This window comes from Clostridioides sp. LIBA-7678 (assembly GCF_056716065.1).
In genome coordinates this window covers 2,383,057-2,398,444 of record NZ_CP196987.1, presented here as the reverse complement: position 1 = coordinate 2,398,444, position 15,388 = coordinate 2,383,057, and the positions used below count along the sequence as shown (strand labels likewise).

Below are 15,388 nucleotides of genomic sequence, written 5' to 3'. Positions count from 1 at the left end.
GACAAAAGGTAAAAATTCAATATTATAGCATTAATTATGGATTATAATGTATAATAATGTTTGAGAGATTATATTTTATAAAATGGGTAGGTAGCTAATAATGAAAAATACAAAATTTTCTATAAAAAAAATAAAAAATATATCTAGTGACCCGAAAGTGATACATACTAAAGGGGCTCTTCTTGAAAAGATGGGTAAGACAGAAAGTGCAATAGAATTATATAAGAGTGCAGCATTAGATAATTATGTAAAGTCTCAATATACTTTGGGAAATATATATGAAAGTAAAAAACAATTTAAAGAAGCCGAAAAATGGTACTCAATGGCATATAAAAATGGAAGTGAGGATGCCGCTTTTGATTTAGGTAATATGTATTATAGATTGGATGGTTATGAGTATGCCATATATTGGTATGAAAAGATAGCAACTTTAGGGTATTTACCAGCACAAAATAATTTGGGTGTATGCCATTTTAAAATGAAGGATTTTATAAGAAGTGAAAAATGGTTAAAAGTAGCAGCAGACAATAACTTAGGGAAAGCTTGTTTTAATCTAGGAGTATTATATACTTTTTTGGAGAAGGATGATGAAGCATATGAGTATTATAAAAAAGGCTCTGTACTTTTAGATGATGATGCAAAATATAATTTAGCAATATTAAATGGAAAAAAGAAAGATAACAAATCGACAGTGAGTCTATATAAACAATTGTATAAATCAGGTCATATGAAAGGTTGTTTTAACTTAGGTATGATTATGGAAATAAATGATAATTTAGAAGAAGCAGAAAGGTACTATAAAAAAAGTGCAGATAGAGAAGATGTAAAATCTGAATACAGACTTGCATATGTATACGATAGAAAAGAAGAACTAGGAGATGCAATTTATTATTATGAGAAAGCAATAGAAAAAAATCATACACTTTCTAAATATAGACTTGCTAATTTATATAATAGGGAAAATGATATAGAAAAAGCAAAGATTTATTACAAAATGGCTGCAGAAGATGATATAACAGAGGCAAAAAATAATCTAGCAGGTATATATTTTGAAGAAAAAGATTATGAAAATGCTATTAAATATTATGAAGATGCTATAGCTGTTGGATGTAAAAGCTCACTTGAGAATCTTGGAGATTTATATTATCAAAATCAAGATATAGAAAAAGCAATTTCGTACTATTCAAGGATTCCTAATAATGCATCTTGTCAAATCAAATTAGGAAATATCTATGAGGATTTAAATAATATCGAAGAAGCTATAATTTGGTATAAGAAAGCATCTGAAAATGGAGATACTAGGTCTAGTTATAGATTGGGATGTATATATGAAAATCTAGGAAATACAAAAAATGCTAGAAAATATTTTGAGATGGCAAGTAGTAAAAGTCATATGAATGCTCGTATACACTTAGGTAGAATTTACTTTAGAGAAGGAAAATTAGAAGAAGCTAAGATGATGTTTGATACACCTGCTAATGAAAATAATGTGTATGCTCAACATATGGTAGGATTAATTTATGATATGTTCTATAAAGACTATGTAAATTCTAAGTTTTGGTATGAAAAGTCTAGAGCACAAGGTTGTGTTGAATCAATCTATAATTTAGGACAAATTTATTTGAAATTAAATGATGATGTAGAAGCTGAGAAATATTATAAAGAAGGTATTAAATATGGAAGTAAGAAGTGTGAGTATATGCTTGCAGGCCTTTATTATAAAAAAAGTTTAGATATGTATACTTCTTTAGCTAATGAAGGATATGATAATTGTGAAGAGATAGTAGAAAATTTCCCTAATTTAAATATAAACTTTGATGAAGTATTAATTCCTCCATTTAAACTACAAGAGGAAGTAATTGACGAAGAAGAGTATGTGCCAATTTATATATTAAATATAAAAGAGAGTTTAGATTCTATGTTAGAAGGTCTTGAAACTGAAATGATTATAGATGAAGAACACGATAACTAAAAAACGTTATAAGAGTCTATAAATTTAAATATATAAAAGCCATTAGAATAAATGAAATCAATTAATTCTAATGGCTTTTTTAATAAATATTTTATAATAGCTTATTTCTTGACATGAAAAATGTAATCACTATACATATTATAGAGGTAATAAGCAGAATTATCCAAAATCCATTTGGATTATTGGAAAATGGCATATTGATAACATTCATACCAAAGAATCCTGATATTATTGTAGGTATTGAGAAAATTAGTGTAACTACTGTTAAAATTTGCATAACATTATTTTGATTATTACTTATAATTGCACTGAAAGCATCCATAATTCTACTCAATATATCTCCATATATTTTAGCCATATCAAGAGCCTGTCTATTTTCGACTATAACATCTTCTAATAGGTCTTCATCGTCTGGGTATTTCTTTATACCAGCAGTTCTAACCATTTTGTTTAAAACCAGTTCATTAGATTTTAATGAAGTAGAGAAGTATACCAAAGACTTTTCTAATTCCAATAATTGAACTAATTCTCTATTTTTCATTGATTTGTAAATTTCTCGCTCTATTATGATTGTCATCTTATTTATTTTTCTTAAGTAGTGCAAATAATAAGCTGCATTTTTATGAAGAATTTGAAGTAAAAAGCGAGTTTTTTTAAATGTAAAAAAATCTTTAATATGACCAACTATAAAGTCGTTTAAAATCTTAGTCTGTGCATTACAAACGGTTATAATAGCTTCTTTAGTTATTATAATACCTAGGGGTATTGTAGTATAATGAGAAGAATTAGAGTCACTTTCGTCTACTGGTATATCTATAAGTATAAGAGTATGATTGTCTTCAACATCTATTCTTGAGCGTTCTTCTTCATCTAGTGCAGATTCTATGTTTTCTACATCTATATTCAATAAATTAGAAATTTCGTTGATTTCGCTATGATTAGGTTCAACAAGATTTATCCAACAGCCATCTTCAAAAAAACTAAGTTTCTCTAATTTTGAATCTATAGTTTTGTAATATCTTATCATGGCAACACATCCTTTATTCAGTTTTATATAAATCTCATCATTTAATAGTATCTATTAATTAGCTAATTTATATAACTGAATATATGTATTAGTTTTGATTTTAGATATTATTAAGTGATGAGATTGTAAAAAATTCTCTCCGCAACGGACTAGTATCCATTGCCCATCACTCTCCTTATTTATTATTTTATATACCTATATACTAAATTCGTATTTTAAGCACTCTTTAATATAATACCTTTTCCAGGTATATAAATCAAGTTTTGATTTGATTAAATAATATTTTTACCACAATTTACATGTTAAATACAACAGTTATATTTAACTTAAATAAAGAATATATATATTCTGAGTGAAAATATTAAATATATTAAAAAAATAAGTGTGTGTTTATATATTTACTTATTTACAATAATATATTTAAAATAAGGTATTTTATTTTCAAAAGTAAATTTTATTTATAATTTGTAACGAAAATAAGAGTACCATAAATATAAGAGAATGAGAGGTTATTGAGATATGAGTGAATTTAAAGAAATTGTAGCAGAAGATATTAAAAATAATCCATTTGGATTGATAGGGAAAGACTGGACACTTATAACAGCAGAAAAAGAAGGCAAAGTAAATACCATGACTGCTAGTTGGGGAGGTCTTGGAGTTATGTGGGGAAAAGATGTTGCCTTTGTAGTAATAAGACCACAACGTTATACTAAGGAGTTTATAGATAATACAGATAAATTTTCTCTTACTTTTTTTGATGAAGATTTCCGTAAAGAGCTTTCATATTGTGGTAAAGTATCTGGTAGAGAAGAGGATAAGATATCACAAATTGGATTTAATATAGAACACTTAAATGAGACACCTTATTTTAAAGAAGCAAAGATGGCTATTATATGTAAAAAGATGTATAGTCAGAAAATAGAGCCTCAATGTTTTATTGCTGAAGGTATAGATGGAAGATGGTATCCACAAAAGGATTACCACACTTTATATATAGCTGAAATAACTAATGTTCTTGTAAAAGAAGATTAAATATAAGACTACTATTACATTGAGTTGAATAGGAGATTTACAAAAAATATATTGATATATAAAAACATATAAAAAAGCTAAGGAAGTAAATATGTTAACAAAGATTAATCGATAACATATATAAACTCCTTAGCTTTATAAAATTTCAAATTATAACTCTTTAAATTACAACTCAGAAATCAATTCATTGATAACATCTTCAACACTACTTAACTTGTCAATCTTATATGCATCATTTCCACAAAATAAAAGTGAATTTTCAACATCTCCTTTAACTGCATTGATTAAAGCTTGAGAAATACAGTAAGGAGTTTCTTTTGGATTGCAAGGAATCAAGCAATTGTAACATTTTGTTATTTCTGGACGAGTTATTTTAACTTCTTCTATAAATTTATTTCTTATAGCACGTCCAGGAAGACCTACAGGGCTTTTAACTATATGAACATCGTCTTCACTAGCATTTATGTATGCCATTTTAAAGTTCTCATGTGCATCACATTCATAAGTAGCAACAAATCTTGTACCAACTTGTACACCACTTGCTCCCATGTCTATATATTTTTTAACATCGCTACTTGATGTTATACCACCAGCAGCAACAACTGGAATGTTTCTGCCAAATTTTTCTCCATAAGTATTTGCAACCTTTAAGATTTCAACAAATTCCTTATCATAGTCTATAGAATCTATGTTATCAAGTTCCTCATTAGAGTATCCAAGGTGACCACCAGCTTTTGGACCTTCAACAACTATTAAGTCAGCCGTAGTTTTTTCTTTTCTATCCCACATCTTCAAAATTACATTAGCAGCTTTTGCAGTTGAAACGATAGGAGCTATTTTTACATTACTTCCTTTTACCAATGATGGTAACTTATTAGGTAATCCAGCTCCAGATATTATAAGGTCTACACCAGCTTTAACAGCTTCCTTTACATATGTTTCATATTCTTTCATAGCTACCATGAAATTAATACCAATAATACCGCCATTTGAAATTTCTTTAGCTCTAGAAATATGTTTTTTTATAGCTCTTAAATTTGCATTTATAGTGTTAGTTTCAAAATCTTCCTCATCATATCCAATTTGAACCCCAGAAATTACACCAACACCACCAAGCTTAGCAACTGCACCAGCCAATGATGATCTAGATATACCAACGCCCATTCCACCTTGAATTATAGGAACTTTTGCAACTAAATCTCTAATTATTAACTCTTTTATGATAATCCCTCCTCAATGTAAACATGTTTAAAGAACTAGATTATAATACTTAATATTATTACCTAGTCCTAATTATTATACTACAAATTATAATAAAAGAGTAGTTATATTTTATAGATGAGATGATAATTATATAATATTTAAAACAGCTCCATTAGAATCACAACATAACTCTTTTATTTGCCAATCAGATTTTAATTTTGATAGGTAGTCTTTCATATTATCTACAAAATTATCATCATTTTCTTTTATTAAAGACATTATAGTAGGCCCAGCTCCACTTAAAAAGACTCCAATACTATTTAATTGCTCAGATTTTTCAACAATATCACTGTAGTTTTCAATTAGAGTTCCTCTATAATCTTGATGTAATTTATCCTGACAAGCCACTTTAAGAAGGTCAAAGTTTTTGTTTAGTAGAGCTGATACAAGTAATGCAACCCTACTGACATTAAATACACCATCAGAATAAGGTATTTCTTTTGGTAAAACACCTCTAGCTTTTTCAGTTGATAACTTAAAATTAGGTATCATTGCACAAAATTTAAGTTCGTTAGGAATTTCTATAATATCGTAGTGTATGTTATCATTATCAGTCACAGAGACAATCATATTTCCTAAAATAGCAGGGGCAACATTATCTGGATGCCCTTCTATTTCTGATGCTATATTTAACAACTGGCATTTATCCAAATTAGCATTTGATAGAGCATTTGCAGCTATAACACCAGCTACTATGCAAGATGCACTACTACCAAGACCTCTACATATAGGGACTTCACTTTGAATTTTTATTTTGATGCCAGTAGGTATTTTGTCTGGCTTAACTCTATCAAAAAAGTACTTCATAGATGTATAAACCAAATTATTTTCGTTTTTATAGGCATCTTCACAGCCTTCTATTTCAAGACCATTTTCAATTTCTTCAATATAAAATTTATTATATATATTTAATGCAATCCCAAGACAATCAAACCCTGGACCTATATTAGCACTTGTTGCAGGTACTATAATCTCTAACATAACAATCACCTATACTTTCAAAAATTTTTTTATAGCTAGTTTTAATTCATCTTTTTCACAAATATCTTTATGTAGTATTTCTGCATCCTTAAGATTTTTAATAGGTTTTGGTATATCTATTTTAGAAATACTTGATAATCTATCAATTATAGCGAAGTCATCAAGGTTCTCAAAATCACAATCTATAGATTTTAGAACATCCTCAGAAAACTTGAATGGACTTGCAGTACTTACAATAACAGTTTTTGTGTTATCAGAAGTTTCTTTTTTGTACTTTTCATAACAATTGTATGCAACAGCAGTATGAGTATCTATCAAATAGTTATAATTTTTAAATACATTATTTATTGTTTCTTTAACTTCTTTTTCATTTGAATATTCTCCATAAAATGAAGATAAATTTTTTTCCATATCTTCATTTATTTTGTAGACTCCATTATCATTAAGGTCAGATAATAGTTTATTCACGATAGCAGTGTTTCTATTTGATATCTCAAACAACAATCTTTCTAAGTTACTAGATATTAATATATCCATAGAAGGAGAAGACGTTAATTTTAATGTTCTATTTTTATCATAAATACCAGTTTTAAAGAAATCATAAAGAACATTATTATCGTTTGATGCACATATCAATTTGTTTATTGGAAGTCCCATTTGTTTAGCATAATATCCAGCTAAAATATTACCAAAATTACCAGTTGGTACAACAAAATTTATTTTATCATTTAACTTTATCTCACCCTTATCAACTAATTTCATATAGGAATAAAAATAATATGCAACTTGTGGAAGAAGTCTTCCTATATTAATTGAATTAGCAGAAGACAGTATATAATTATTATCTAATAATTTTTGATTAAATTCTTTATCAGAGAAAATTTTCTTTACACCAGATTGTGCATCGTCAAAATTTCCTTTTATACCAACTACATACGTATTTTTTCCTGTCTGAGTCTTCATTTGAAGCTTTTGTACTGCACTTACACCATCTTCTGGGAAGAATACAATTATCTTTATTTTATCAATATCTTTAAATCCCTCAAGAGCAGCCTTTCCTGTATCTCCAGATGTAGCAGTAAGAATCACGACATCTTTCTCTAAATTATCTTTCTTAATAGATGTTTTAAGAAGATGAGGCATTATAGTAAGTGCCATATCTTTAAATGCTAAAGTTGGTCCATGATATAATTCCAAGAAATAAGTATCATTTATTTTATTTAATGGAGCTATACTAGTGCAATCAAACTTTTCGTCATATGCATTTTCTATACAGTCTTTAATCTCATCTTCAGTAAAATCACATAAAAATTTACTAAGCACAAAGAATGCTATCTGAGAATACGTTAAATTCATTAAATCTATAAGTTCATTTTCGACATTTGGAAATTTACTTGGGACATAAAGACCACCATCATTTGATATTCCCTTTATTATTGCTTGTGATGCAGTTACTTTTTCTTCGGTGCCTCTTGTACTTGAATAATACATTTCTATAATCCTCCATATATTTTAGATTTTTAATTAGCTAATTAAGTTAAGTACAGAATATTTTAAAAACTGAATTTAGATAATAAAAAAAGACCCTCATCCCTAAAGAAGGGACGAGAATCTGTTTCCCGCGGTTCCACCCAAATTGATTTAAAAAAATCCACTTGATACTTTAACGTAAGTAATAAAAACGTCTATTCCTACTAAAATCATTAAGATAACTTCAGATAGAAGCTCATAGGTAGTTTTCAATCTTTCTAATTAGGGAAACATTTCAGCTAATAGTTTCCTTCTCTGGTAACCGATTCAGATTTACTCTTCCTAATCAAAGCCTTTCAATATTCTTAATATTATTAATTATTCTAGATTATAAAACAGACAAAGTCAAGTATTAATATAAAAATTTGGGAAAAATATTTTTTAAATTGTAAAAAAATTGTAATCAAATTGGGTCATAGAAAAATATTTTTTTAACTGTTTTTAAACTCTTAGGATTTTGTGTTTTCATAGGAATGAAGCTGTTTTTAATATAACTAATCAAGAGGGAACAGTTACATCTCTGTAATATTACAGTTTTATACTACACTATATTACAAAAAAAGTTTACAAAACTTTAATTTGAAAAATGTAATTATATGGTATATGATATAAATATAAGTAAATAATGTTAATATTTAAACTATTAATAACAATTGACTTAATAAAAGTATATAATTAGGAATATTTAATTTGAAGAAATTGTTAATATAAAATTACAGCTATATTCAAATTAAATTCACAAGTATTTCACATAATAATAGTATACTGTAAACAAAAGGAGGTATTAAATATGGGAATAGTACTTATAACAGCAGCATTAGTTTTGGTTATGTATGGACTTTCAATTCTATCATATATATCAGAAAACAATATATTAGAAGACACTGTAAATGATAACCAATAAGGTTTTAAATTATATAAATGAGTAGGAACTGTAAATAAAAGTAACTTTTATTTGCAGTTTTTTTACATATATGTAAAATAAAGTTAACTAATAAAAAACAATCCTTATATCAAAATAAAGGTTAATTAAACTTTTTATACATTAATAAAAAATAATGTTTTGTTTATAGTATATATGGATAATAATAGTAAAGTATAAGAATAATGAGAATAATATATAAGAAATAATAATATAAAGAGAGGTAAAATGTTATGGTAGATATTATTGTAATTGGTGCTGGACCAGCAGGTTTAACTTCAGCAATTTATGCTATGAGAGCAGGATTAAGTGTCACAGTATTTGAAAAAAGTATTTATGGAGGTCAAGTTGCAAGTACATCTGAAGTAGAAAATTATCCAGCAGTTCAAAAGATTTCTGGGGTAGAATTTTCTAATAATATATATAATCAAGCTATCGCTCAAGGTGTTGATATTCAGTTTGATGAGGTTGAAGAGATAAATCTTGAAGGAAAGATAAAGGTTGTAAAGACATCTTCAGGTGAGCATAAAGCAAAGGCTATTATTCTTGCAAATGGAGTTGAAAGACGTAAATTAGGTTGTGAGGGAGAAGAAAAATTTACAGGTAGAGGAGTATCTTATTGTGCTACGTGCGATGGAGCATTTTTTAAAGATAAAGAAGTAGCCATAGTAGGTGGAGGAAATACTGCTTTAGAAGATGCTTTATTTTTGGCTAACAACTGTACAAAGGTGTACTTAATTCATAGAAGAGACAGTTTTAGAGGTGAAGAAGTATTAGAAAAATCTGTAAAGGCAAGAAAGAATATTGAGATACTTTATAATCATGGTGTAGAAAAAATAGAAGGTGAAAAGACTGTATCAAAGATAGAAGTAAAGAATTTAAAGACTGAAGAGAAAAGAACAATAGATGTTAGTGGTATTTTTATTGCTATAGGTCTTAAACCTAATAATAAAATGTTTGAAAATGTTCTTGACTTGGATGAAGGCGGATATATAATTTCAGATGAATCTTGTACAACATCAGTAGAAGGTGTATATGTAGCAGGAGATAGTAGAACTAAATTTTTACGCCAGATAATAACAGCAGCGTCAGATGGAGCAATTGCGGCCGTTCAAGCTGCTAATTATATAAATATTGAATAATATAAATTTTAAATAAAAATAGCCATATATACTGAAAGATATCTTTTAGTATGTATGGCTATTTTATTAACTAGAGATAAATATATATTATTTACCTTGTCTAGATTTATTATATCTTAATCTATCATGTTCATTTAAGAATCTTTTTCTAAGTCTTATAGAATCAGGTGTGATTTCAACTAATTCGTCATCTTCTATAAATTCTAGAGCTTCTTCAAGAGTAAATATTCTAGGTGGAGATAGTTTTATAGCATCATCTGAACCAGAAGCACGTACGTTACTCATTTTTTTATTTTTACAAGGATTGACTACCATGTCGTCTTTTCTAGAATTCATACCGATTATCATACCTTCATAAACTTCTACACCAGGGTCTACGAACATTACAGCTCTATCACTTAAAGCATTAAGAGAATAACCCATAGTAACACCAGGTCCTTGTGCTATTAAAACACCATTTCCTCTTGAAGGTATCTCTCCTTTGAATTCTTCAAACTTTTCAAATGAACGAACTAGAGTACCTTCTCCACGAGTAGCATTTATAAATTCACTTCTATATCCTAAAAGACCACGAGTAGGTGCTAAGAATTCTATTTTTACATAGTCTCCTTCTATTGACATAGATTCCATCATACCTTTTCTTAAGTTCAATTCGTTTATAATAGTACCAGAATAAACTTCAGGACAGTTTACAACAACTCTTTCTACTGGTTCCATTAATTTTCCATCTTCTTTATGCATTAAAACTTCAGGTTTAGAAACACCAATTTCATAACCTTCACGTCTCATATTTTCAAGTAGTATAGATAAGTGAAGTTCTCCACGTCCAGAAACTTTATATCCATCAGTAGTTTCAAGAGGTTCAACTTTAAGCCCAACATTCACTTCAAGTTCTTTTTCAAGTCTATCTTTTAAATGTCTAGTTGTAACAAACTTTCCACTTTTTCCAACAAATGGAGAGTCGTTTACTAAGAAGTTCATTGAAAGAGTAGGTTCTTCTATTCTTATCATTTCCATAGGTAGTGGATTATCTAAATCACATAGAGTTTCTCCTATAGATATATCTGGTATACCAGCTATAACAACTATTTCTCCACTAGTAGCTTCATCAACTTCAACTTGTTTTAAACCTTCATACACAGAAAGTTTTGATACTTTTCCTTTAGATACAACAGAATCTTCTCTACATATAGCAACTTGTGTATTGCTTTTAAGAGTACCTTTGTAAATTCTACCTATACCAAGTCTACCTACATAATCATCATATGCAAGGGCTGATATTTGGAACTGTAAAGGTTCATTGTCATAATCAGGATAAGCTTCAACATGATTTACAATAGTTTTAAATAGAGGAGAAAGGTCTTCACTATCATCATCCATTTCAAGTTTAGCTATACCTTGCTTAGCTATACCATATATTATAGGGAATTCACATTGTTCATCTGTTGCATTTAAGTCTACAAATAAATCGAAAACTTCATTAACTACTTCTTCCGCTCTTTGGTCTTTTTTATCAATCTTGTTTATAAATAATATTGGTTTTAAACCGAACTCTAAAGATTTTTGTAAAACGAATCTAGTTTGAGGCATTGGGCCTTCACTAGCATCAACTAATAAAATAACTGTGTCAACAGTTTTCATAACACGCTCAACTTCAGAAGAAAAGTCGCTATGTCCTGGAGTATCAACTATATTTATTTTATAATCTTCATAGTTTATTGCACAGTTTTTTGAATATATAGTTATGCCTCTTTCTTTTTCAAGGTCGTTACTGTCCATAACGCAGTCTTTGACTACTTCGTTCTTTCTAAAAACACCACCTTGAGAAAGGAACGCATCAACCAATGTTGACTTTCCAGCATCAACGTGGGCTATAACTGCGATATTTATAATTTTATGTTTTTGTGACATCTTTGTTGCTCCCTTCGATTAAAATAACTTACTAATTATATCACAATATATTATTAGGTACAAGGAGAAATAGATTAAAATGTATTAATATAGCTCAAATTGAACAAAAATGCTAGTTTTGTATATAAAAATTTATTTTGTTTAAAAAATTTTTATATACAAATAATAGATTTATAAATGAAAATATTAATAAAAAGCAAAGGATGATATATGTTGGAAGTAACAAAAATAATAATTAAGTATTTTGTTAGCGAAAGTGATACTTTCTTAAAAGAAGAGATTTGTAATTTTGATGAGCTATTAGAATGGTCTCATAAATTTATTGAAGGTAAAAAGACAGAAGATGTTCTATATATAAAGTCTAAAGAAAACTACAAAGTAAATGTAATTAAATCTTTGGAAATTAAAGAATTGGAAATAATAAGAAAACAACAGATACCACCATACATGTAATAATAATATATAAAATGTCTATATAATGTTGATAATATGATAAAAATGGAATTTATGGAAATAATTTATAACAAAAAAGATTTTTATAAAATTTATATTTGGGTATAAAACTATTAATTAGACATTAATTAGGAGGAACTTAAATATGATAAGAGTATGTCCAAACTGTTCAAATGTGGATGTAAATAAGTTAAAAACTTTAGTTGGAGAAGAAAATGTGAAGACTGGTTGTATAGGTCAATGTAGAGCATTTAAAAAAGAAGCTGTCGGGATAATAGACAATGAGCTTGAAATAAAAGAAACAGAAGCAGAATTTTTCGAAGCATGTAAGGAATAAACTATAAATAGAATATAAATTATAAGAAATAGAGTATATAAATTGTACAAACATTAAACAATTTATATACTCTATTTTTATTTATATATTCAATTAGGAGTATACTTTTCTAGTAAATACAAATAAATATAACTAATAAATTTATTTATAAAAAATTATAAAAAAATATTGATTAAGCATACCTATAGGGGGTATAATAAAAATATAGATTTCTAAATAAATAATTTATCAAGATTACATATCAAAGTGCAAAATTATAAATTGATTGAAAACATGTTAAAAGAAAGGACGGATTTATTATGAGTTCAAATAAAGTAGTAGAAAGTTATAAAATCACAGGTATGACATGTGCAGCCTGTGCAAAGGCAGTAGAAAGAGTAACCAAGAAAATGGATGGAGTATATGACCAGAGTGTAAATATAGCTACTGAAAAACTTAAAATAGAATATGATAATTCTAAAGTTAGTTTTGATGATATAAAACAGGTTGTAGAAAAAGCTGGATATGGAATTGTAAAGGAAGAAAGTAATAAAAAAATTGATATGAAAATTGATGGAATGACATGTGCAGCTTGTGCAAAAGCAGTAGAGAGAGTAGTAAAGAAATTGGATGGAGTAGAGAACATTAGTGTAAATATAGCAACAGATAAAGCTAATATAGATTATAATCCATCAAAGGTAAAATTATCTCAAATAAAAGCAGCTATTGAAAAAGCTGGATATAAGCCAATAGAAGAGGTAAGAGATAAGGTTGATGTAGATGAAGATAAATTAAGAAAAGAAAAAGAAATGAAGTCTTTATTTGTTAAATTTATAGTTGCAATAGTATTTGCAGTTCCATTGTTTTATATAGCAATGGGACCTATGATAATAAAGCCTATAGGGCCATGGCCTTTGCCAGAGATTATAAACCCTATGACGAATACTTTGAATTATGCATTAATTCAGCTGATTTTAGTAATACCAGTAATGATAGCTGGATATAAATTTTATATAAATGGATTTAAAGCACTTTTTTCTTTAAGCCCTAATATGGATTCTTTAGTTGCAATTGGTACATTAGCAGCATTTTTGTATAGTTTATATACAACAATACAAATAGCAAATGGACAAATTCAAGGTATGCACCATCATCAGTTATATTATGAAAGTGCAGGAATAATAATAGCACTTATTTTACTTGGCAAATATTTAGAATCAAAATCAAAAGGAAAAACATCAGAAGCAATTAAAAAACTTATGGGATTACAACCAAAAACTGCAATAGTATTAGTGGATGGTAAAGAAGTAGAGACTCCTATAGAAGAAGTAGGAATTGGAGATATAATATTAGTAAAGCCAGGTACTAAGATACCAGTAGATGGTGTCGTAATAGAGGGATATACATCAGTTGATGAATCTATGCTTACAGGAGAAAGTATACCAGTAGAAAAGAATGTTGGAAGTAAAGTTACAGGAGCTAGTATAAATAAAAATGGAGTTATTAAGTTTAAGGCTGAAAAAATCGGTGGAGACACAGCTCTTGCTCAAATAATAAAATTAGTTGAAGATGCTCAAGGTACAAAGGCACCTATTGCCAAACTTGCAGATACTGTGTCTGGATATTTTGTACCAATAGTAATTGCAATAGCAGTAGTGGCATCATTATTGTGGTTTTTAGTAGGTGGAAAAGATATAGTCTTTGTACTTACTATCTTTATATCAGTGCTTGTAATTGCTTGTCCTTGTGCACTAGGATTAGCAACACCAACTGCTATAATGGTTGGGACTGGAAAAGGTGCAGAAAATGGTATATTGATAAAAGGTGGAGAAGCATTAGAATCTGCACATAAAGTAAATACAGTAATATTTGATAAAACAGGAACAATAACAGAAGGAAAACCAAAGGTAACAGATATTGTATTAAATAATGTAGAAGAAGAATATCTTATTAAGATTGCTTCAAGTGCAGAAAAAGGTTCAGAACATCCTCTTGGTGAAGCAATAGTAAGATATGGTGAAGAAGAGAATATAAAATTGGAAAAAGTTGACGATTTTAAAGCTATACCAGGTGCTGGTATACAAGTTATTATCAATAAAGAAAATATATTACTTGGAAATAAAAAACTTATGAATGATAATAATATTCTTCTTGAAGATTTAGAAGAAAAATCTAATGAGTTGGCAAGCCAAGGTAAAACGCCTATGTATATAGCTGTAGATGGAAAGTTGGCAGGAATAATTGCAGTAGCAGATGTGGTTAAAGAAAGTAGTAAAAAAGCAATAGAAATCCTTCATGATATGGGAATAAAAGTTGCAATGGTAACTGGAGATAATGTAAAAACTGCAAATGCTATAGCAAGTCAAGTAGGTATAGATATGGTGTTAGCAGAAGTATTACCAGAAGATAAGTCTAAAGAAGTTGAAAAATTGCAAAACCAAGGCAACTTTGTTGCAATGGTAGGAGATGGAATAAATGATGCTCCAGCCCTTGCAAAAGCAAATATAGGTATAGCAATAGGAAGTGGAACTGATGTAGCAATTGAGTCTGCAGATATAGTACTTATGAAGAGTGACTTGATGGATGTTCCAACAGCAATTAAACTTAGTCATGAGACTATAAAAAACATAAAACAAAACCTATTTTGGGCATTTGGATACAATACGATTGGTATACCTGTAGCAGCAGGATTATTGTATATATTTGGAGGACCTTTGTTAAATCCCATGATTGCAGCAGCAGCTATGAGTTTAAGTTCAGTTTCAGTTGTTTCAAATGCACTTAGACTTAAAAATTTCAAACCATATAAAAGAGATTAGATTAAAAAGTTAAATAAAAT

The 15,388-nt window shown here is 28.3% G+C and carries 11 protein-coding genes and 1 other annotated feature; of the genes, 6 read left to right on the top strand and 5 right to left on the bottom strand.

The features are described 5' to 3' along the window. The first annotated feature begins 100 nt into the window (after positions 1-100). Positions 101-1,972 (top strand): tetratricopeptide repeat protein, encoded by a 1,872-nt coding sequence (locus ACTG46_RS11615; protein WP_479922850.1) that lies wholly within the window; start codon positions 101-103, stop codon positions 1,970-1,972. Between the two features lie 91 nt (positions 1,973-2,063). Here the strand turns inward: ACTG46_RS11615 and ACTG46_RS11610 are convergent, their stop codons facing one another. Beyond that, positions 2,064-2,999, bottom strand: coding sequence for a magnesium transporter CorA family protein (locus ACTG46_RS11610; protein ID WP_021384983.1), 936 nt, complete (start codon positions 2,997-2,999; stop codon positions 2,064-2,066). Positions 3,000-3,518: 519 nt separating this feature from the next. Between ACTG46_RS11610 and ACTG46_RS11605 the strand changes: the two genes are divergently transcribed. Next, a complete protein-coding gene (locus tag ACTG46_RS11605) occupies positions 3,519-4,031 on the top strand; it encodes a flavin reductase family protein (protein WP_054270585.1) in 513 nt (170 codons plus the stop codon). 165 nt (positions 4,032-4,196) lie between these two features. Here the strand turns inward: ACTG46_RS11605 and ACTG46_RS11600 are convergent, their stop codons facing one another. From ACTG46_RS11600 to thrC, 3 genes are all read right to left on the bottom strand, one after another. Next, a complete protein-coding gene (locus tag ACTG46_RS11600; RefSeq protein WP_079740360.1) occupies positions 4,197-5,255 on the bottom strand; it encodes an NAD(P)H-dependent flavin oxidoreductase in 1,059 nt (352 codons plus the stop codon). A gap of 126 nt (positions 5,256-5,381) precedes the next feature. Continuing rightward, positions 5,382-6,275, bottom strand: a complete 894-nt coding sequence (thrB, locus tag ACTG46_RS11595) for a homoserine kinase (RefSeq protein ID WP_054276908.1) — start codon at positions 6,273-6,275, stop codon at positions 5,382-5,384. A gap of 9 nt (positions 6,276-6,284) precedes the next feature. Further along, positions 6,285-7,766, bottom strand: coding sequence for a threonine synthase (thrC, locus tag ACTG46_RS11590; RefSeq protein ID WP_407815001.1), 1,482 nt, complete (start codon positions 7,764-7,766; stop codon positions 6,285-6,287). 106 nt (positions 7,767-7,872) lie between these two features. Continuing rightward, positions 7,873-8,104 (bottom strand) — a binding site (T-box leader). Between the two features lie 856 nt (positions 8,105-8,960). Between thrC and trxB the strand changes: the two genes are divergently transcribed. Next, entirely contained in the window at positions 8,961-9,869 is a 909-nt protein-coding gene (gene trxB, locus ACTG46_RS11585) for a thioredoxin-disulfide reductase (protein WP_054276906.1), read from the top strand. 87 nt (positions 9,870-9,956) lie between these two features. Here the strand turns inward: trxB and typA are convergent, their stop codons facing one another. After that, on the bottom strand, positions 9,957-11,780 hold the full coding sequence (typA, locus tag ACTG46_RS11580) for a translational GTPase TypA (RefSeq protein ID WP_054270580.1): 1,824 nt from the start codon (positions 11,778-11,780) through the stop codon (positions 9,957-9,959). Positions 11,781-11,990: 210 nt separating this feature from the next. Between typA and ACTG46_RS11575 the strand changes: the two genes are divergently transcribed. The 3 genes from ACTG46_RS11575 to ACTG46_RS11565 all read left to right on the top strand — a co-directional run bounded on the left by ACTG46_RS11575 (position 11,991) and on the right by ACTG46_RS11565 (position 15,368). Further along, on the top strand, positions 11,991-12,233 hold the full coding sequence (locus ACTG46_RS11575) for a hypothetical protein (protein WP_479922849.1): 243 nt from the start codon (positions 11,991-11,993) through the stop codon (positions 12,231-12,233). Between the two features lie 145 nt (positions 12,234-12,378). Next, positions 12,379-12,570: a hypothetical protein gene (locus ACTG46_RS11570; RefSeq protein ID WP_003424459.1), complete on the top strand. Its 192-nt coding sequence runs from the start codon at positions 12,379-12,381 to the stop codon at positions 12,568-12,570. Positions 12,571-12,869: 299 nt separating this feature from the next. Next, positions 12,870-15,368: a heavy metal translocating P-type ATPase gene (locus tag ACTG46_RS11565; protein WP_223152924.1), complete on the top strand. Its 2,499-nt coding sequence runs from the start codon at positions 12,870-12,872 to the stop codon at positions 15,366-15,368. Positions 15,369-15,388 lie beyond the last annotated feature (20 nt).

Bases quoted from the DNA above. Each gene is read 5' to 3' on its own strand.
- ACTG46_RS11570 (WP_003424459.1), top strand. From the start codon at position 12,379: ATGATAAGAGTATGTCCAAACTGTTCAAATGTGGATGTAAATAAGTTA.
- ACTG46_RS11575 (WP_479922849.1), top strand. From the start codon at position 11,991: ATGTTGGAAGTAACAAAAATAATAATTAAGTATTTTGTTAGCGAAAGT.
- ACTG46_RS11565 (WP_223152924.1), top strand. From the start codon at position 12,870: ATGAGTTCAAATAAAGTAGTAGAAAGTTATAAAATCACAGGTATGACA.
- ACTG46_RS11605 (WP_054270585.1), top strand. From the start codon at position 3,519: ATGAGTGAATTTAAAGAAATTGTAGCAGAAGATATTAAAAATAATCCA.
- thrB (WP_054276908.1), bottom strand. From the start codon at position 6,275: ATGTTAGAGATTATAGTACCTGCAACAAGTGCTAATATAGGTCCAGGG.
- ACTG46_RS11615 (WP_479922850.1), top strand. From the start codon at position 101: ATGAAAAATACAAAATTTTCTATAAAAAAAATAAAAAATATATCTAGT.
- ACTG46_RS11610 (WP_021384983.1), bottom strand. From the start codon at position 2,999: ATGATAAGATATTACAAAACTATAGATTCAAAATTAGAGAAACTTAGT.
- typA (WP_054270580.1), bottom strand. From the start codon at position 11,780: ATGTCACAAAAACATAAAATTATAAATATCGCAGTTATAGCCCACGTT.
- trxB (WP_054276906.1), top strand. From the start codon at position 8,961: ATGGTAGATATTATTGTAATTGGTGCTGGACCAGCAGGTTTAACTTCA.
- thrC (WP_407815001.1), bottom strand. From the start codon at position 7,766: ATGTATTATTCAAGTACAAGAGGCACCGAAGAAAAAGTAACTGCATCA.